Genomic DNA, 19,223 nt, shown 5'->3' on the forward strand with positions numbered 1-19,223 from the left:
CCGGACCGTCCCTTGAGGCCACATTCCCGGCCGTCGGGGTCTTCCGTCACGAGTTACCGACGCACCTGTCCGGTGCCATAGCCGATCCACTTGGTGGTGGTCATCTCCTGCAAGCCCATCGGGCCGCGCGCGTGCATCTTCTGCGTGGAGATGCCGAGTTCGGCGCCGAAGCCGAAGACACCGCCGTCGGTGAACCTTGTGGAGGCGTTGACCATGACCACGGCGGAATCCACGAGCCTGGTGAACCGTTCAATCGCGGAATAGTCCTCGGCGATGATCGATTCGGTATGCCCGGTAGAGTGCATGTTGATGTGCTCGATCGCCTCGTCAAGCGAATCGACGACCTTGACACCCATTTTCAGTGCAAGGTATTCGGTATCCCAATCCTGTTCGTCCGCCTGTTCGAGGTCGATGCCCTCGATGCCCGCGGCGTCGATGATGCCGTAGGCGTACTCGTCGGCGCGCAGCACCACATTCGCCTCGGCGAGCGCCTGCGCGGCCATCGGCAGGAACCGCTCGGCGACGTCACGGTGGACGAGCAGCTTTTCCGCCGCGTTGCACACGCCGACGCGCTGGGTTTTCGCGTTCACGATGATGGGGATGGCCTTGGTGAGGTCGCCGGAACGGTCGACATAGATATGGACGTTGCCGGCGCCGGTCTCGATGACCGGGACCTTGGAGTTGCGTACCACGGCCTGGATGAGCCCTGCCCCGCCGCGCGGGATGAGCACGTCGATATGGCCGCGCGCCTCCATCATGGCGGTTGCGCCTTGACGTCCGTAGGCGTCGACGGTCGCGACGAGCGCCGGGTCGAACCCGTGCCCGGCGATGGTGTCGCGGATGATGCGCAATGTGGCCGCGTTGGTGCGTTCCGCCGCGTGTCCGCCGCGCAGGATCGCCGCGTTGCCGGATTTGAGGCACAGCGAGGCGACATCGACCGTCACGTTGGGGCGGGCCTCATAGATCATGCCGATGACGCCGATGGGCACACGCACCTGGTTGAGGCGCAGCCCGTTGGGCAGGTTGTACCCGCGTACGACTTGCCCGACCGGGTCGGGCAGCGTGGCGACGTGCCGGACGCCTTGCGCGCTGGCGGCGACACGGTCCACGTCGAACCGCAGCCGGTCGAGTTTGCCTTGGTCCATGCCGGATTCGAAGGCTTCCTGCATGTCCTGCGCGTTGGCGGCGGCGATGTCGTCGGCATGCGCGTCGAGGGCGTCGGCGATGGCGAGCAGCAGCTCGTTCTTCGCTTCCGTGTCGGCTTGTTCGAGCGTGCGCTGGGCCCGGGCGGCGGCGTCGGCCATCATGCATACGGCGCTGAAGACCTGCGCGTCCACGCGTGCTTCCCGCTCGTTGTCTTCTTGGTTCGTCATAGCCAAAACAGTAGCGCACACCGGGGGCATCGTGCCGATTTCGCCCACAGGACGGCCGCATATGTCGAGAACCGCACGGCGACGGTGTCCATATCGGGGAACGGCGACGCCGCATGCCCATGGTTCTCGGTAGAATACCGCCCATAAGATCCACTTAACTTTGCAAGGATGATTCGTGATCACGTTCCATAGCACCCGCAGCACCACCGATTCACTCACTTCCAAGCAGGCCATCCGCAAGGGCATCGCCGACGACGGCGGCCTGTTCGTCACCGACGCGCTCGGCGACACGCAGATCGATGTCGCATCCCTTGCCGGCAAGTCCTACCAGCAGATCGCCCGGGAGGTGCTGGGCGCGCTACTGCCGGATTTCACCGATGACGAGCTGGCGCAATGCGTGCGCGACGCCTATGGCGAGCAGTGGTCGGATCCGGCGATCACGCCGCTCAAGCCCTTGGGCGACGATTACATCCTCGAGCTGTTCAACGGCCCGACGTCCGCGTTCAAGGACGTCGCCTTGCAGATCCTCCCCCGTTTCATGGCGCATACCGCCCCGACCGGCGACCCGAACGAGAAGATCATGATTCTCACCGCCACCTCAGGTGACACCGGCAAGGCCGCGCTGGCCGGGTTCGCCGACGTTCCGGGCACGGGCATCACCGTGTTCTATCCGGAAGGCAAGGTCAGCCAGGTCCAGCAGCTGCAGATGACCACGCAGGCGGGCGCGAACGTGAACGTGTGCGCGGTGCGCGGCAATTTCGACGACGCACAGAGCGCAGTCAAGCGTATTTTCGGCGACCATGAGCTCGCCAAGCGCATCGACGACCAGGCGAATGTAGTGCTTTCCTCGGCCAACTCCATCAACGTGGGCCGTCTGGTGCCGCAAGTCGTCTACTACTTCTCCGCGTACGCGCAGCTGCTCGAACGTCAGGTCATCAACGCGGGCGACGAAGTCGAGTTCTGCGTGCCGACCGGCAACTTCGGCGACATCCTCGCCGGCTATTACGCGAAGATGCTCGGTCTGCCGGTCAAGCATCTGGTCGTCGCCAGCGACAAGAACAACGTGCTCTTCGACTTCCTGACCTCCGGCACCTACAACCGCAAGCGCCCGTTCTTCCAGACGATCAGTCCCTCGATGGATATCCTGATTTCCTCGAACCTCGAACGCATGCTGTATTACATGTCCGACAAGGACACGCGCCTCATCCAGATGCTCATGAACGACTTGAACCAGTGGGGTGCCTACGAGGTGCCGGCCGAGCTGCTGGCGAAGATCCGGCAGCTGTTCGGCTGCGGCTGGGCCGACGAGGACCAGGTGCGCGAGATGATCGCCGACTGCTGGCAGAAGAACCATTACGTGATCGACCCGCATACGGCCTGCGGCTATTACGTGATGCAGCAGATGCCGCGCGACCCGTTCACCCCGCGCGTGCTGCTGAGCACGGCGAGCCCGTACAAGTTCCCGCGCGTGGTCAACGAGGCGCTTGGATGGGATGCGTCCGGCTCCGATTTCGATTGCATGGACGTGCTCGCCGAGCACAGCGGGACCACCGCCCCGAAGGCACTGCGCGGCCTTGAGCACGCGGATGTCCGATTCACGGACGTCGTCGACATCGACGGCATGCCCGCCTACGTGGAGCAGGCGGCGGACCGGCTGTAACGCAGTCTCGACACCGACGGCCCGGGCGTTTTCGTCCCGGGCCGTCGTATTTTCGCCGCACGAATATTCCACCAATACCGCGATGGGTTGTATATTGCCATAGTTATACGTCGTCGTTTCGGCCAGTGGTGGCCGCAGCATTGCAGTTGCGATTACCACTGGCTGACAAAGGTATGTAGTACAGAGTTGCCGCTGGCACGCACGGTCTATGCCCTTCCCCTACGCTCTTCGAGCATGTGCACGAACATATCGACGGTCGCGGGGTCGTGGTGGTCGAAGAAGAGGCTGGTCTTGGTGTCGAGCGCGGCGATGGCGTTCATCTCCTGTTCGCCCAGCCGGAAGTCGAAGATGTCGAGGTTCTGCTCCATGCGCTCCTTGTGCACGGATTTGGCGATGGCGACGATGTCACGCTGGGTCAGCCAGCGAAGGATCACCTGGGCGACGGATTTGCCATGGTTGTCGGCGATCGCCTTGAGCGTGGGGTCGTCGAACAGTCCGCTCCGGCCTTCCCCGAACGGCGCCCACGCCTCGTGGATGACGCCGCGCTTGGCCATTTCCTCGTGGGGCGTAATCTGCTGGTTGCGCGGATTGGTCTCGATCTGGTCGGCCATGGGGGCGATGCGATTGAACGCGCCGAGGTCGGCGAGACGGTCGGGCGAGAAGTTGCTTACGCCGATGGAACGGATCTTGCCCTGCTCGTAAAGGTCCTCGAGGGCGCGCCATGCCCCGTACACGTCGGCGAATGGCTGGTGCAGCAGCACGAGGTCGATGTAGTCCATGCGCAGCTTGGTGAGCGAACGTTCGATGGATGCCTTGGTCTGCTCGTACCCGTAGTGCTCGATCCACACCTTGGTGGTCACGAACAGCTCGGAACGGTCTACGCCGCCGTCGGCGATCGCGGTGCCGAGTTGCTCCTCGTTGAAGTAGGACTGCGCGGTGTCGAAATGACGATATCCGGCTTCGAGTGCGTCGTGGACCGCCTGTTCGGTCTGGTCCTGCGGGATCTGGAAAACGCCGAATCCGAGCTTGGGGATCTTGACTCCGTTCGCCATGGTAAGGTATTCCATTACGTTGCTCCTTGCATTATTGCGTTGCTTTGGTTGTGCGTTTCGGTCGCCATGCAAGGCGGGTGTGCGGCCCGCCCGGTTATCGGCTGACGGTGACCACGCTACAAACCGGTAGCCGCTACCGGTCAAAGTCAGAAGCCACGTGTTTCGCTTTGAGCGTAATCCTCGGGTTGCGCTGACGATATGACGATATGCCCGTGGCATGCGATAGGAGACGCAGATGTATCACACGATGAAGGAGACCTGCCAGATCACGGGTCTGAGCTATGAGACGCTCAAGTTCTACTGCAAGTCAGGGCTGGTGCCCAATGTGCGGCGCGACTCAGCCAATCGCAGGGTGTTCGACGATCGTTGCATCGCATGGATCGAAGGACTCAACTGCCTGCGCGACTGTGGCATGGGCATCGACGAGATGAGGGAGTACATGCAGCTGTGCCTTGAAGGGCAGTCGTCCATCCCGCGGCGCAAGGACATCCTCGCCGGCAAACGGGACATTCTGGTCAAACGGCTCAACGCCATCCAGGACAGCATCGCGTACATCGACGCGAAGCAGCGGTTCTATGACGGGGTGTTGTCGGGAGCCGTGCGGTATCGCAGCAACCTGATCGACGTGGACGACAATGGCGATCCGATCGCCGACGCGACGCCGGGGCACGCCGGGGCATGCGAGCCGATCCGCCCGGCTTCCCCGGTCTTCCCTACGGACGAGGCAGCGGACGAACCTGAGGACCAGCGGGACTAGCCGAGGCGCTGCTGCTCGATGTCGGCGTAGATTTCGGCGAGCATCTGTTCGAGTTCCTGCATGGAGATATCCGCGCGCTGGGCGGCGGCGCATGTCTCCTCCAGGTTCTCGCGAATCTTGGTCAGCAGACGGCGTTGCAGCACTTCCCCGCTGCGGTCGGCGACGAACGAGCCCTTGCCCTGCTCGTTACGTATGATGCCCTCGTCGGCGAGCTCATCATAGGCGCGGGAGACGGTAAGTACGGACACCCCCAGTTCGGCGGCGAGCCGGCGCAGCGACGGCAGGGCCTGCCCTTCGGTGAGTTCACCCGAATACACCGCAGACCTGATCTGGGTCTTCAACTGCTCGTACTTCGGCTTGTTCGACTCATCGGATACCGAGAATCTCATCATGCCTCCCTTGCCAGAGGCGGTAGCTCGCCCCTATGAATGCCGGCCTGCGAACCATCCGCAACTGTATTACTGTTCTTTATATCAGCATATCAGCCGTCGATGTCGTACGCGGGCCCGCGACGAGACCGCAGGCCATCACGCCACAACGTCTAGGACCGGCGCCTTTGCCCGTACATAGTAGCGGAGCTAGAGCCGCACCGGGGCATCATTGAAATCGAACATGATCCCGTCCGCCTCGTCGCAGATGGTCGGCCAATCCGAATCAGAGGAGTCGTCATGCATCGCCCACGCGTGCATGCCGATGGACTTCGCCGAGCGGATACCGACCAGGATATCCTCGAACACCGTGCAGTTCGCCGGCTCGACATTGAGCAGCTGCGCCGCCTTGAGATACACGTCGGGTTCCTCCTTGCCGGCATCCCCCACTTCGTCCACGCTGCACACGACATCGAAGTACTCGTCGAGACCGGTATGCCGCATCGCGGCAACCCTCATGCTCGGCAACAGCGTCGTCGCGACCGCAAGCCTGGCGCCGCTTTGCCGCAGATACGCAAGATACTGCAGTGCATGCGGCTTGGCCTCGACGATGGTTGCATAGGCGTGCGTGGCCATCTCGGTCCACTCGTTCATCAATCCCTCGGGCGTGTCATCGAGGTCGAACCGTTTGATCGTGTATTCGGCGATTTGCCGGAACTGCATCGAGGACACGGTCGTCATATAGTCGTCCGGCACCTCGATGCCACGTTTGCCGAGGAAATCGATATCCACCTGATCCCACACGCCCATGGAATCAAGCAGTGTCCCGTCGAGGTCGAAAATCGCCGCCTTGCCGCTGTTGGCACCCATGTGAGGCTCCTTTCGTCATTCCTGCTGCAACGTTACGGCAGGACATACCGTTGATTGCTACTGTACACTCGTCGCCAGCAATTCACATGCATGGTCGAGCGACGTACCCGATTCGCTGCCGGAGAGCATGCGGGCGATCTCCCGGACACGGCCCTCGCCGTCCACTCGGGTGACCGTCGTGACCACGCCGGCCTCCCCCGGTTCATCGGGAGTATCCGGGTGCGCCGGCTGCTTGCTGACCACATACTGCTCCTGCGCCCACGAGGCGACCTGTGCCAGGTGCGTGACCACGATGACCTGCGAGGATCGGGCGAGCCTGGCGAGGCGCCGCCCGAGTTCCGCCGCCGCCTTGCCACCGACACCGGCATCGACCTCGTCGAAGATGAAGGTCATGTCGGCCGCACTGCCACGCCGTTCCGCGACGGCAAGCTCAAGCGCGAGCATGAGGCGACTCAGCTCGCCGCCCGAGGCGCTCGAGCCCATCGGCAGCGCGTCAGAACCGGGGAACGGGGTGAAGGCGAACATGATATCGTCCATGCCGTGCGCGTCGAGCGGGGCCGCCGCATCCGCCACATCGCTTCCCCCGGCACGCGGTTCCACACGCACCTCGAGGCTGGAGCCCGCCATCGCCAGCTGTGACAGTTCCGCGGTGACACGTTCGCCCAGCTCGCGCGCAGCCTTGGCGCGCACGCCGCTGAGCTCACGCGCGGCGTCCAATGCCTTGCCGGCGAGCCGGTCACGTTCCGCGCGAAGCTGTTCGAGCTTCTCCGGGCTCGCATCAAGGTCCTCGACCTCGAATGTCGCCTTGTCGCGCCAGGCGATCACATCGGCAAGACCCGGGCCCCAACGCCGGGTCAACTCCCCCAGCTCGTGGATACGTGTATTGATGGCATCAAGATCGCCCTCGTCATCATCGTCATCGGTCTGGCGTGACAGGGTGAACACGACATCCGACAAATCAGCTTCGATCGAATCAAGCCGATCGGCAAGCTCGCTGTACGTCTCATCGCCGTCGACGCGGATGGAACGCAGGCTCTGCGCGGCACGCCTGACCAGATCGGCAGCACCGGCGGATCCTGTGTCCGTATCCAGCTGCGAGGCGTCCAGCGCGGCGATCGCCCCGTTGACCCCCTGCTGGATGGATGCGGCGTTCTCGATGCGGGAGCGTTTGGCTTTCAGCTCCTCATCCTCCCCCGGCTGGGGATCGGCCTCATTGATGCGTTCGATGGATTCACGCAGATAGTCGGCACGCTGCCGGGCATCCGACTGCTGGTGTTCAAGCGTGTCGAGCCGTTCGTCGACGGCTTTCAGCGCCTGCCAGGCGTCACGGTACGCGTCCAGCTGCCTGCCATCTTCGGCATAGGCGTCGAGCAGGTCACGCTGCCGGGACGCGGAGGCGATGCGCAACTGGTCGGCCTGCCCGTGGATGGTCACCAGATGCTCGGCGACATCCTGCAGTACCGACCGGGGGACGGTATGCCCGGACAATACCGCACGGGACCTCCCGGATACGGGTATGGTCCTTGACAGGAACAGCTCGCCGTCGTCCGCATCGGTGTCGATTCCGGCCTGTGCTGCCTGGACGGCAGCAGGATTGTCGGATTCGACCGTGAACACCCCTTGCGCCCATGCCTGGCTGGCGCCCGGGCGCACGCGCCTGGATTGCGCCGCATCCCCGGAGATCAGCCGGATGGCGCTCAAGAGCATGGATTTGCCGGCACCGGTTTCGCCGGTAATCGCGGTCATCCCCTTCGCCGGTGCTATCCGCGCCTCATGGATCGGCCCCAGGTCGCGGATTTCGAGTTCTTCCAGCATCAGCGGGCATCCTCCCCGGCGACATTGGTGCCAGTGGCACGGGTATCGGTGGCATTGGCACCGGCGGCATGGGTATCGCCCGCATCGTACGTTTGCCGGGTGCGATTGTGTTCACGCCAGCCGACGACAGGCAGATCGAATTTGGTGACCAAGCGTTGGGTGAACGGTACTCCGGACAGGCGGGCGAGCCGCAGCCGGCTCTTCGACTCACGCACCTCGACGCGCGCGCCCTTGGGCAGGGCGCGCTGACGCCGTCCATCGCAGCAGATCCAGCCGTCCGACGTCGAATCCTCAAGAATGGTCATGGCAAACGACGAGCCGGCACCGATGATCAGCGGCCGGGCGAACAGGGCGTGCGCGGCAAGCGGGACCAGTTGCAGCGCCTCGACATTCGGCCAGATAATCGGGCCTCCCGCCGAGAACGCGTAGGCGGTCGAGCCGGTCGGAGTGGAGACGATGACCCCGTCGCAGCCGAAGGAGCTCGTCTCGACATCATCGACACTGATGGACAGCTCCACCATCTTGCCGCGGTCGGAGCGTTCAAGGGTGATGTCGTTGAGCGCCCAGTCGCTCAACGGCTGCCGTGCGCCCGGCAGCCACACGTCGACATGCGCGATCATGCGCTCGTCGATGGAGTAATCATGGTCCGCGATCCGCCTGATCGCGTCACCCATCTGGAAGCTTTCGAATTCAGCCAGGAACCCCACATGCCCGAGGTTGACACCGAGGATCGGGACTTTGGTGCAATGGACGAGTTCAGCTGCACGCAAAATCGTACCGTCGCCGCCGAGGACGACCACGATTTCAGTGTCCTCGTCGATCTGCGTGACAGGCTCGGCGAATGCCGGCGCCTCCACGTTGTCGATAATCGAGACGTCGAATCCCGCGCCACGCAGTTGGCCGACCGCCTCGGTAACCACGGTGCCGCTTTCGCGCAGCCTCGTATGCGTCACTACAACGGCACGCCGTCCAGACGTCATATGCCGCCCCTTTCCGGATCAAGGCAGAGACCCGCGCCATGGGCGCGGCCAGAACCATGTCCCATCCTAGCCGAATATCATCTAGAATAGCCGCAGAGCCCAAGTACCGGCACGCTGTAAGGAGCGCAGAACATGAACCTCGTCCTTGACGAGTCTTCCACGAACCGTGAGGCCTCGCGCGGTTACAGCTGGTGGTTCTCAGGAGACGCGTTCGAGCGTCAGGCGGCACAGGACCGCAAGCCGCCGCGCCGGAACCTGTCCGCGAGATTGTGGTCACACCCCGGACGCCTGACCATCCTGTACTTCTTCGTGCTCATCGCCGTGGCGACACTGCTGCTCGCCCTGCCTGTCAGCTCGCACAGCCGCACCCCGACCGACCTGGTGGTTTCCTTCTTCACAGCGGTATCCGCCGCCTCGACATGCGGCATCCAAGTGGTCAACACCACGACGCACTGGTCGATGTTCGGCCAGGCGGTCATCCTGCTCGCCGTACAGTTCGGCGGGTTCGGCGTCATGACTTTCGCATCCCTGATCGCCCTCGCGGTCAACCGTCATATCAAGGCCTCGCAACGGATGCTGACCGCCACCGAGATCGGCGCGACCAAGCTCAGCGAGACGAAGGGCGTGCTCAATGCCGTGCTCGTGACCACCCTGCTCATCGAGGTCATCACATTCCTCGCCCTGTTCCCCGGCCTGCTGCACGTCAATCACGGCAATGTCAGGCATGCGCTCTGGGAGGCGCTGTTCTTCGCGGTCATCTCCTACAACAACGCCGGATTCACCCCTGACGGCGCAGGCCTGCACGTCAACAGCTGGGCGGTCGGCCTGCCGGTGCTGCTCAGCGCGTTCTGCGGTACGCTCGGCTTCCCCGTGCTGCTCAACCTCATGCGGGCCGCACGCAACCATACGCCGCCCAAACGGTGGCCCCTGCACACCAAGATCACGCTCGCGGCCACCTTCTGCATGGTCGCGATCTCCCTCATATGGTTCCGCTGCGTCGAATGGAACAACCACACGCTCTTCACGCACGCCGATCTGCAGACCAGGCTGCGTTACGCCCTGACCGCCGCGGTCATGCCGCGGACCTCCGGATTCGACCCGTCATGGGTCCCGCAGGTCAGCGACCCGACGAAGGTGTTCATGAGCGCGGTCATGTTCATCGGCGGCGGCAGCACGTCCACCGCCGGCGGTATCCGCGTGACGACATTCGTCGTGGTGCTGCTCGTATGCCGGGCGGCGTTCCGCGGCAAGCATGACGTGACCGTACTGCACAAGCGCATCAGCGAGCGCACGACGATGACCGCCGTCAGCATCATGACCACCTGCCTGACACTGGTGTTCGTGGTGTCGATATCGTTGATGGTGGTGTCCGGCTGTTCGCTCAGCGATGCCCTGTTCGATACCTGTTCGGCGTTCGGGCTGGGCGGCTATACGGTCGGCGTCGCCGACCAGAATGATCCGCGCGCATTGCTGCTGCTGGCGATGACGATGATCATCGGCCGCATCGGGCCGATGACGATCGCATACGCGATCAACCGGCCGTCCCAGGCACAGGCCGTACACTATCCGGAAGAACCGATTATCGTAGGGTGATGGATCTGTCGCATGCCGTTGCGCATGCGTGCGAGGCGCTCCGCGGCCTGCTGGCCGGTGCCTCGCGGAGAGGAAGGAATGGTATGGCGGACAACAATCGCAGTGTCCTGGTGGTGGGGCTTGGCCGCTTCGGCAGTTCGGTGGCGGCGACGCTGGACGCCTTGGGGCAGGATGTGCTCGCGGTGGACAAGGACCCGGACCTGGTCAACCGCTGGTCGTCGACGATTCCGACGGTCCAGGCGGATATGACCGACGTGTTGGCTGTCGAGCAGATCGATGCCGGCACGTTCGGGACCGCGGTCGTGGCGATCGGGGACAGCATCGAGGCTTCGGTGATCACCACGGGCAACCTGCTGGATGCGGGGATCACGGACTTGTGGGCGAAGTCGGTGTCGAAGGAGCATGCGCGGATTTTGCAGCGTATCGGCGCGCGGCATGTCATCAACGCGGAGATGGATGCCGGCAAGCGTATCGGCCACCTGGTGTCCGGGGATTATCTCGATTACATCGAGATCGAGGGGCCGCATACCGTGGTGAAGATCCATACGCCTGCGCAGGTCGTCGATCGCACGGTCGGTGAAGCCCGTATCCATGACCGGTATGGGGTGACGGTGGTTGCGGTGAAGTCCCCTGGCCGGGAGTTGCAGTACGGGTCGAAGGATATCGTCATGCATCGCAATGACGAGCTGATCATCATGGGCAAGCAGGATCAGATCGACCGTTTCATGCGCGGCTAGCCTTGGCGTGTATTAGGCATGGCCGTCCCCGATTTGGCATCCCGACGGTGTTTCGGTATGCTTATGGGTCATATCGGCGCGAAACCCGGGAGGGGTGCGTCGTAACTCACCGGTATCCGGGCGGCGCGGTAAGGGCCGGGTCGTGCGGATGCTCTGGCGGAAGGGCGAAGATGACCACAGAATGTCGGGGAGGGCCGCGTCTGGATTCAGGCTGGGACCATGACGCACCCACAGCGGACGCGACGGATGCGTCAGGCACGGCGGCCGTGCAGGCGCGGCAGGACGCGTTGACGACCACGATCGTGCAGGCGAAAACCCATGGGACACCGATGCGCGCGGGGCGGATCATGGTGTTGTATGAGCTGCGGGCCCCGGGGATCAGCGGTACCGGGCTGATGTGCGAGAATGCCACGGTGATATGCGACGGCGATGTCGAGGCATCCCGGATCAGCGGCTCCGGCAGGCTTCTGGTCCGCGGCAATATCCGTTGTGACACGTTGGATTTCACCGGCGAGATTCGCTGCACCGGCAGGATCGTCTGCACGGATGGCCTGACCGCGACCGGCCTGCTGCATACCCAGTCGGGTATCGACGCGGCTTGGATCGATATGACCGGAGTCGTGGACGCCCCGCATATCTTCGCCGACCATGAGGTCTCGGTCCGGGGCATCGGCAATGGGCTCGGCGTGCAGCGCGCGTTCCCCCATTCGACGCGTCTGAGCGAGGTCGGCCTGATCGATGCCGGAACGGTCACGGTCGGGCGGATGGTGTGTGACCGTATCGAGGCCGAACGAATCACCCTCACCGACGCCTGTCGGGTGCGCGTGGTCCCGCACGCCGCCGTATTGTCGCATGATATCCGTTCCCGGGTGGCGTTCAGCGCGATGAGCGACGGCAGCCTTGCCGTCAACAAGCACGTGCCGCACGAAACGGCCGCAGCGTCCCGACGTACGGTGGTTTATCGACCGGCTCGCGCGTAAAGCAGGTACTCCACGTTGCCGAAAGTCCCCTCGATCGGCGAAGGCGCGGTACCGATGACCGTCAGACCGTGTTCCCGGGCGCATGCGACCACCCGTTGCACCGCATGCTCGCGCAGCTGCTGGTCGCCGACGATGCCGTTCTTGCCGAGGTTGCCGCGGCCGACCTCGAACTGGGGTTTGACCAGGAGCACGATGTGTGCTCCGGGGGCGGCGAGACGTGCGATGACGGGAATGACGTACGTCAATGAAATGAAAGAGACGTCGGAGACGATCATCGCCGGGCTGAAGGCGAGATCGGCGCCGGTGACGTCACGGATATTGGTGCCGCTCATGTCGATCACCCTGGGGTCGTCGGCGATACGCCGGTCCAACTGCCCGTGGCCGACGTCAAGCGCGATGACATGGGCCGCACCGCGTCTGAGCAACACCTGGGTGAATCCTCCGGTCGAGGCGCCGATGTCGAGGCAATCCATGTCGGCCGGTTCGACGAGACCCTGCTCGCGGAACGCCGCGAAGGCGCCGACGAGCTTGTACGCGCCACGGGAGACGTAATCCTCGCCAAGGTCCGCTTCGATACGGTCGTCAGGGCTGACGGCGAATGACGGTTTGGTCTGGGTCGCCCCGTTGACGCGGACGCTGCCGGCACGAATCAGTCGGCTCGCCTTGGTTCTGGTCTGTGCCATGCCACGGTCGACCAGTGCGAGATCCAGCCGGGTCGAACCGTTCATCGTCGTCCTGTCCCTTCGTCCAAGGTGCGTTGCATACGGGTGAGGATACCGCCGAGGACGGCGATTCTTTGCGCGTCATCCATCGCGGCATACCCGTCAAGCTGCGGGTAGCGCTGCTGAAGCATATCGAGGTCGTGCAGCCCGTCCTCGCCGGCCTGTACCGGATGCATCCGCCCTTGAGGGGCGGGCTGGGGATTGACGGTGCTCATGCGAGGTGGAATCCGACATCGGTGGTGTCGGTCTCGTCACCGGCGTCCGTACGCTCCCATACGGCGCACAGGGCGGCGCGTAATGCGTTGATGTCTTCGGAGTCGCTCACGGCGAGCTGGCCGTCATTCACGCGGGCGGAAGCGTCCGCGCACCGCCATGAGCCGTCGGGCCGGCGTTCCGGCCGCGGCATCGGGGCGAGCAGACCTCGCAAATCCATGGACACGTAGGTTGGGCGCAGATGCTCCGGGGCGTGCAGCAACTGCTGTGGATCGGTGACGCCGGTCAGAACGGCGAGCGAATCGTAGCCGCCCCTGTTGCCCGCCTCGATATCCGTATCGAGCCGGTCTCCGATGGCCAGGCACTGTTCGCGTTCGACCGGCGTGGCGCCGTCATGCGCCGCGAGAATCCTGGCTTCGTCGTACATCGCGGACTCGGGTTTGCCGGCCGAGCCGATTGGTTCCACGCCTGTCGCGTTGATCACCGCCTGGATCATCGACCCGCATCCCGGGGCGATACCGAGTTCACGCGGAATGGTCAGATCGCGGTTGGTGACGAAGTATTGCGCCCCATGCTCGACCGCGTACGCGACCTGGGCCATCTCCTCCCAGCTCATCTGCGGGTACCAGCCTTGGATGACGGCTGCCGGACGATCCTGGACGTGCCGCACGACGCGCATCCCCTGCCTGGAGACCTCCTCGGCCAGATGCTCGGCCCCCAGCACGAGGACGGACGAGCCGCGCGGGATATGCCTAGCGACCATTCGCGCGGCAACGACCGACGAGGTGATGACCTGCCAGGGTTCGACATCCAGGCCGAATCCTTGGAGCTGCCCGGCGACGACGCGTTGGAAGCGCGACGAGTTATTCGTCGTGTACTCGATGGTCATGCCGTCGGCCTGCGCTTGGCGGATGCTGTCCGAAGCATGGTCGACCGGCAGCTTGCCCCGGTACACGACCCCGTCAAGGTCAAGGAGCGCGAGCCTGTAGGCTTGGTCAAGCGGCCGCCCGCTGCCGCCAAGCAGCTTGCTCATGCCTGGTCGCCGTCTGGTTCCGAGGCTTCCGCCTCGGTCGTGGAGTCGGGATCGGTGCCGGCGTCGGCCTCAGCGTCTTGCCCACCCGCCACGTGCGCGTCGTCGGCAGGTTCCGTGGAGGCTTCTGCATCGTTGTGCTCGTCGTCGGCGGGCTCGTCGGATGCATCGGATTCACCAGTCTCGTCAGACTCGTCTGGCTCATCCGTATCGGAATCCCGGCCGTCCTCCGGTTCAGGCTGTTCGCCGGCCGCCGCATCCGCCTCGTCCTGCGCATGCTGCGGCTCCTGGTCGGCTTGGGCGCCTTCCTCACTCTCCTCGGCGGGGAGCTCGGTCTCATCGTCCGCGTCCTGCGGGTCCTCGGGGGCGTACTGCGCGTCGTCCTCGCTGATGCCCAGCTCCTCCATCAGGTCCTCGGGCAGGTGCTCGAGATCATAGTCGATGACGATATCGTCACTGGACTGCTCGTCCTCGTCCTCCTCGGCGTACTGCGCCTCGAGACGGTCGAGCAGGTCGTCCAGCTTCGCCGCCTCGTCATCACGCCCTGCCTGTTCGAGGAAGTACTGCTCCGCCTGGACGGCACGCATCCGGTAGGCGCCCGGAAGCCCGTTCGAACGACCCAGCTTGTGGGCGGTTTCGATGGCCTTGTCCCACAACTCAAGGTCGCCGAGCGCGCCGGCATAGACGAGGAACATCTCGGCCTTCGCTTCGCCGTTGAGCCTGTGCGCGTCATCGGACAACGCGATTTCGATGGCCTTCTTCGGGTGGCCGACTCCACGCTCGCAGTCGGCGATCAACGGCAGATAATCCGGATACCCGTTCATGCGGTACGCGGTGCGGAACTCACGCAGCGCCAGCTTGTACTTACCCTGCCGATACGCCACGAAGGCGAGCGCCTCGCGGGCGAAGTCCACGCGGGACGCCTGGCGGGCGGCCCATTGGGCATGCTCCAAAGCGGCTTGCGGATCATCCTGCTCAAGCGTGTACGCGGCGAGGATGTGCAGGCCGACGTTCTCGGCGTGCTCCTTGGACAGGCCGCGCAGGCGTTCACGCTCATCCGAGGACAGCATGGACCAGGTCAGGCCCTTCGGCATCTTCGGTTCGCCCGGACGACGGTCCGTATACGGGTTCTGGGACGGGTAGGACACCGTGCCGTCGGAGTTGCGCCGCGGCTTGGACATGTACTCCTCGCGCTTACGCTCACGCCACTGCTGACGTTCCTCACGGTTGAACTCGCGGCGTTCCTCGCCCTGCTGCCCCTGCCCGTCGCGACGGGCGTCCCCGCGCCCATCCTTCTGCCATGGCTTGCGTTCACCGTTGCCGCCGCGACGGTCGTTGAAGGGGCGACGATGATCGTCATGACGGTACCGCGGATTGCCGCCTTCACGGCGATCGTCGCCATCGCGGCGAGGACGGTCATACCCGCCCCTGCGATCACCGCGGTGGAAGTCCTTCTTGCCGTAGCCGCCGCGCTTGCCATAATCCTTGCGGTCCCCGCGGTAGCCACGATCGTCGCGACGCTGCCCGTCGCGATCACGATAGTCACGCTGCTCCCGGTCCTCGCCGTCACGGCGGTCATCACGACGATCATCATGATGGAAGTCCTTGCGGAACCCATCCTTGTGATAGCCGCCCTTGTGGAAGTCCTTGCGGAAGCCGCCACGACGCTCGCCACCGCGGTGTTCGCCGTCACGATGGAAATCCTTACGGTAGCCATCACGGGAGTACCCGCCGCGACGTTCGCCGTCCTGACGGCGCTCTGCGTCACGGGGGGCGCCGTCCCTACGGAAGCCGCGATGGTCATCGTCGCGGTGGAAATCCTTACGGTAGCCGTCGCGGCGAGGACCCTTATGGAATCCTTCGCCGTCACGCTCGCCACGGCCATGCCCGAACGAGCGCCCCTTGCCGTTGCCGCGGGGCTTGAATCCCTTGCCTGCACGTGAGCCGGGGCGGCGCGAACCAAATTTCCCGCCGCCGCGATGAGCGTTATCGCGATGTTCTTCTGCCATATGTCTACTTTCCGTGTTTCGTGTGCGGCAGTGTCTGCACGCCGCCGCATTGGTCTGTCGTGTCGAATCCGTCGACTTGAATCTGTCGACTTGCCTGCTGCCCGCCGGATGGCCGATACCGTCCGCCATACCGGCAGGTCGCAGCCGGACTGTCTGCTACTGCGCGCGCCGGACCGCGCCCAAAGCCTTCTTTCCACGCCTGATCAGGGCATACCCGCCGTCAAGGAAATCGTTCTCGGTGAGCAGCTGGTCCTGGTCCTCGACGCGCTGGTTGTTGATGTATACGCCACCGGACTTGATGGTCTTGCGCGCCTCGGACACGGACTTGAACAGCCCCGCCTTGACACCGGCCTCGGCCACGCGGTCGCCCGCGGCAACCTGGGCGAACGTGCGGCCACCCTCACCATCGTCGACCTTGAGGCCTTCGATAGCGGCTTCGAGCGTATCCTTGCCGATGGCGTTGAGGTCGCCGCCACGGCCGAACAGCGCGGCTGCAGCGTCGATGGCCTGCCGGGTGGCGTCCTCGCCGTGCACGAAGCTAGTGACCTCCCAGGCGAGCGTCTTCTGGGCCTCGCGGGCGCCGGGATTCGCTTCTACCTCGCCGGCAAGCCGTTCGATTTCCGCCTTGGGCAGGAAGGTGAACACCTTGAGCAGCTTGACGACCTGGTCATCAGGCTGGTTGAACCAGAACTGGTAGAACTTGTAAGGGCTGAGCATCGTAGGATCGAGCCACATGGCGTTGCCTTCGGACTTGCCGAATTTCTTGCCCTGGGAATCCGTGATGATCGGGCTGGTCATCACGTTCACGGACGCTCCCCTCACCTTGCGGATGAGGTCGAGGCCGGACGTGAGGTTGCCCCACTGGTCGGCGCCGCCGGTCTCAAGCACCACACCGTATTCGTCGTACAGATGCAGGAAGTCGTTGCCTTGCAGCACCTGGTAGCTGAACTCGGTGAACGAGATGCCTTCTTCGGAGTTGAGACGACGCGCCACGGTCTCCTTGCTGAGCATGGTGCCGAGCCGGAAGTTCTTGCCGACGTCGCGCAGGAAATCGATGACGGACATGTTGGCGGTCCAGTCATAGTTGTTGACGAACCGCACGGCGTTGTCGCCCTCGGTGTCGAGGAAGCGCGAGATCTGCGCGCGCAGACGCTCGACCCACCCTGCGACGATCTCCCGGGAGTTGAGCGTGCGCTCGCCGCTCTGGCGCGGGTCGCCGATCAGACCGGTGGCGCCGCCCACCAGTGCGTAGGGCTGATGCCCGTCAGCCTGGAGATGACGCATGACGATGAGCTGCACGAGGTTGCCGATATGGAGCGATGGCGCCGTCGGGTCGAAGCCGCAATAGTAAGCGATGGGATTCCCGTTGAGGGCAGCCGCGAGCTGCTCCTTGTCAGTGGACTGGTTGATCAGTCCACGCCACTCAAGCTCCTCCAAAGGCGTGGAGAAGCCGGCATCCCTGTAATTCCTTACCTGGGCCATGATGCTCCCTCTGTTGTTGTCATGCCGTGCCATGCCAGCCAATACGCGATACTGCCGTGCAGGCACACTCAATCTCATTCATTGTGCCAGCTCATGCCGACAGCCGGGCATGGCCCGAGCCCGGCCAACACGCCTACTGAAGGTCGGGATATCACGGCTGTTGGGAGCTGCTGCGATTGGACGTTCCGATTGGCCCAGCCGGCCAGATGCCCAATTGTTTACCCCGTCATGGCTGCGTCACGCCGCGCGGCACATTCCTAGCGGCGATTGCCGGCACAAACCTACCGGCTGCGCCTGATAAGGTTGCGCACGGCCGCGATCAGCGAATCGTAGGTGCTTGAGGTGGTGGAGGTCAGGCGAGGGAAGGCGTCGATCATACGGCGCTGCTGCGCGCTGAGCATACTCGTCGCCGCGTTGCACAGCCGCGCGAACGCCTCCTGGGAGGACTCGGACCATGCCCGGATCCGACGCGCCATGGCAGGTTCCTCCCAGACCGGCAGGCCCTCCCCCGTCTTCACGGCGTACTCCTGAATCACGGACCGGAGCTTGTCAAGATTCTCCTCGAACCCGGCCATACCGCGGACGGTCACGATGATATCCACCACCAGGGCGACGGCGCAGACAGCGCATACCGCATGCAGCACGGCCGTCGGAATCGCCGACGTCCACAACGATACGACGGGTTGGATCACCTTGACGATGAGCACGCCGGCGGCGCCGAAGACCACGGCACCCAACAGGCACACGCGCCCCTGGATATTGAAGCGACGGCTGCTGTAATCCCACCATCGCGCGTGAAACAGGCGTTCAAGCCCCCATGACGTCACGTATTCGAGGATGCTTGCCCCTGCTGCGGCGGCCAGGAACACGAGCAACGGATTGTCGATGCCGCTGAGCAGCATGACGCCGAGCACCGCGCCTACACCGTAGATCGGGCAGAGCGGGCCGTTGAGGAATCCACGGTTGACCCACCGGTGGCTGGTCGCGGACACGAGAGCGGATTCATACGCCCAGCCCGCGACGCTATAGCCGACGAACCACAGGAAGAGCTGTTCAAGGGTCGCTATCATGCGTGTTGCATCCGCGGACGCCGTGACGCCCTGCGACGCCTGGTGAACCGTGCCGGTGACAGGGTCTCACGCGTGGCGCTGACCTTGTCGGCCAAGGACACGATATACCCCTCAAGGTATTTCGGCGGGATGGGCGTGAGCGGGAACATGTGCCGTGCGATACTGTCACGTTCGATGCCGCCGAGCTGGAAGTCGCGGGAGGCGTTGAGCAGCGCGGTCTGCCCGTGGGTGAACCCGTGCAGGCGGTGCGTGCCGTTATCCCACTCGTGCCAGTCATACAGGAAGTAATCGTGAAGCAGGGCGGATCGCACCAGGGCCCGCTGGTCGACCCGGTCCCATAGGTGCATGCGGTCCGCCAGCCAGACGCTCAGGCAGGCCACCCTGATGGAGTGCGCGAACGTCGTAACCGCTCCATGCTGGTAGCTGTCCTGCTCGATCCGCATATGCTCATGCAGCAGGATCTCCCTGCCGTGGCGGTCTACGATGCGCCGGATCTGGATGCGGTCGAGCAT

18 protein-coding genes are annotated in these 19,223 nt (G+C 64.1%); 5 read left to right on the forward strand and 13 right to left on the reverse strand.

The window, feature by feature from the left end:
• Positions 1-53: 53 nt before the first annotated feature.
• Complete coding sequence (locus tag WD012_RS05895; RefSeq protein WP_339562839.1) at positions 54-1,373, reverse strand: glutamate-5-semialdehyde dehydrogenase; 1,320 nt, start codon at positions 1,371-1,373, stop codon at positions 54-56.
• A gap of 175 nt (positions 1,374-1,548) precedes the next feature.
• On the opposite strand from WD012_RS05895, the gene thrC reads away from it, so the two are divergent.
• Complete coding sequence (thrC, locus tag WD012_RS05900; protein WP_339562840.1) at positions 1,549-3,033, forward strand: threonine synthase; 1,485 nt, start codon at positions 1,549-1,551, stop codon at positions 3,031-3,033.
• A 206-nt stretch (positions 3,034-3,239) separates the two neighbouring features.
• Here thrC and WD012_RS05905 read toward each other — a convergent pair whose 3' ends face one another.
• Positions 3,240-4,100, reverse strand: a complete 861-nt coding sequence (locus WD012_RS05905; protein ID WP_339562841.1) for an aldo/keto reductase — start codon at positions 4,098-4,100, stop codon at positions 3,240-3,242.
• 220 nt (positions 4,101-4,320) lie between these two features.
• On the opposite strand from WD012_RS05905, the gene WD012_RS05910 reads away from it, so the two are divergent.
• Complete coding sequence (locus tag WD012_RS05910; protein WP_339562842.1) at positions 4,321-4,842, forward strand: MerR family transcriptional regulator; 522 nt, start codon at positions 4,321-4,323, stop codon at positions 4,840-4,842.
• On the opposite strand, the gene WD012_RS05915 is transcribed toward WD012_RS05910, so the two are convergent.
• The 4 genes from WD012_RS05915 to WD012_RS05930 form a co-directional block, all read right to left on the reverse strand.
• The gene (locus WD012_RS05915) at positions 4,839-5,231 is read right to left on the reverse strand and encodes a GntR family transcriptional regulator (RefSeq protein WP_339562900.1); all 393 of its coding nucleotides are present in this window, start codon (positions 5,229-5,231) and stop codon (positions 4,839-4,841) included. The genes WD012_RS05910 and WD012_RS05915 overlap by 4 nt on opposite strands.
• 189 nt (positions 5,232-5,420) lie before the next feature.
• A complete protein-coding gene (locus WD012_RS05920) occupies positions 5,421-6,080 on the reverse strand; it encodes an HAD family hydrolase (protein ID WP_339562843.1) in 660 nt (219 codons plus the stop codon).
• A 57-nt stretch (positions 6,081-6,137) separates the two neighbouring features.
• The gene (gene recN / locus WD012_RS05925) at positions 6,138-7,895 is read right to left on the reverse strand and encodes a DNA repair protein RecN (protein WP_339562844.1); all 1,758 of its coding nucleotides are present in this window, start codon (positions 7,893-7,895) and stop codon (positions 6,138-6,140) included.
• Positions 7,895-8,875, reverse strand: a complete 981-nt coding sequence (locus WD012_RS05930) for an NAD kinase (protein ID WP_339562845.1) — start codon at positions 8,873-8,875, stop codon at positions 7,895-7,897. The genes recN and WD012_RS05930 overlap by 1 nt, the downstream gene beginning before the upstream one ends.
• Before the next feature lie 132 nt (positions 8,876-9,007).
• On the opposite strand from WD012_RS05930, the gene WD012_RS05935 reads away from it, so the two are divergent.
• From WD012_RS05935 to WD012_RS05945, 3 genes are all read left to right on the forward strand, one after another.
• Positions 9,008-10,468, forward strand: coding sequence for a potassium transporter TrkG (locus tag WD012_RS05935; RefSeq protein WP_339562846.1), 1,461 nt, complete (start codon positions 9,008-9,010; stop codon positions 10,466-10,468).
• A gap of 83 nt (positions 10,469-10,551) precedes the next feature.
• Positions 10,552-11,205: a potassium channel family protein gene (locus WD012_RS05940; RefSeq protein WP_339562847.1), complete on the forward strand. Its 654-nt coding sequence runs from the start codon at positions 10,552-10,554 to the stop codon at positions 11,203-11,205.
• A 170-nt stretch (positions 11,206-11,375) separates the two neighbouring features.
• Positions 11,376-12,185, forward strand: coding sequence for a hypothetical protein (locus tag WD012_RS05945; RefSeq protein ID WP_339562848.1), 810 nt, complete (start codon positions 11,376-11,378; stop codon positions 12,183-12,185).
• Here WD012_RS05945 and WD012_RS05950 read toward each other — a convergent pair.
• The 7 genes from WD012_RS05950 to WD012_RS05980 form a co-directional block, all read right to left on the reverse strand.
• Positions 12,164-12,913 (reverse strand): TlyA family RNA methyltransferase, encoded by a 750-nt coding sequence (locus tag WD012_RS05950; protein WP_339562849.1) that lies wholly within the window; start codon positions 12,911-12,913, stop codon positions 12,164-12,166. The two genes, WD012_RS05945 and WD012_RS05950, sit on opposite strands and share 22 nt — an antisense overlap.
• Complete coding sequence (locus tag WD012_RS05955) at positions 12,910-13,122, reverse strand: hypothetical protein (protein ID WP_339562850.1); 213 nt, start codon at positions 13,120-13,122, stop codon at positions 12,910-12,912. Before WD012_RS05955 ends, WD012_RS05950 begins: the two co-directional genes overlap by 4 nt.
• The gene (locus WD012_RS05960) at positions 13,119-14,153 is read right to left on the reverse strand and encodes an HAD-IIA family hydrolase (protein ID WP_339562851.1); all 1,035 of its coding nucleotides are present in this window, start codon (positions 14,151-14,153) and stop codon (positions 13,119-13,121) included. Before WD012_RS05960 ends, WD012_RS05955 begins: the two co-directional genes overlap by 4 nt.
• Positions 14,150-16,159: a tetratricopeptide repeat protein gene (locus WD012_RS05965; protein ID WP_339562852.1), complete on the reverse strand. Its 2,010-nt coding sequence runs from the start codon at positions 16,157-16,159 to the stop codon at positions 14,150-14,152. Before WD012_RS05965 ends, WD012_RS05960 begins: the two co-directional genes overlap by 4 nt.
• 156 nt (positions 16,160-16,315) lie before the next feature.
• On the reverse strand, positions 16,316-17,641 hold the full coding sequence (gene tyrS / locus WD012_RS05970; RefSeq protein WP_339562853.1) for a tyrosine--tRNA ligase: 1,326 nt from the start codon (positions 17,639-17,641) through the stop codon (positions 16,316-16,318).
• A gap of 281 nt (positions 17,642-17,922) precedes the next feature.
• Positions 17,923-18,711 carry a putative ABC transporter permease gene (locus tag WD012_RS05975; protein WP_339562854.1) on the reverse strand — a complete coding sequence of 263 codons (789 nt, stop codon included), beginning with the start codon at positions 18,709-18,711 and terminating at the stop codon, positions 17,923-17,925.
• A complete protein-coding gene (locus tag WD012_RS05980; RefSeq protein WP_339562855.1) occupies positions 18,708-19,223 on the reverse strand; it encodes an HD domain-containing protein in 516 nt (171 codons plus the stop codon). Before WD012_RS05980 ends, WD012_RS05975 begins: the two co-directional genes overlap by 4 nt.

The sequence above is a fragment of the Bifidobacterium thermophilum genome, assembly GCF_037482445.1.
GTDB classification, from domain to species: Bacteria; Actinomycetota; Actinomycetes; order Actinomycetales; family Bifidobacteriaceae; genus Bifidobacterium; species Bifidobacterium thermophilum_B.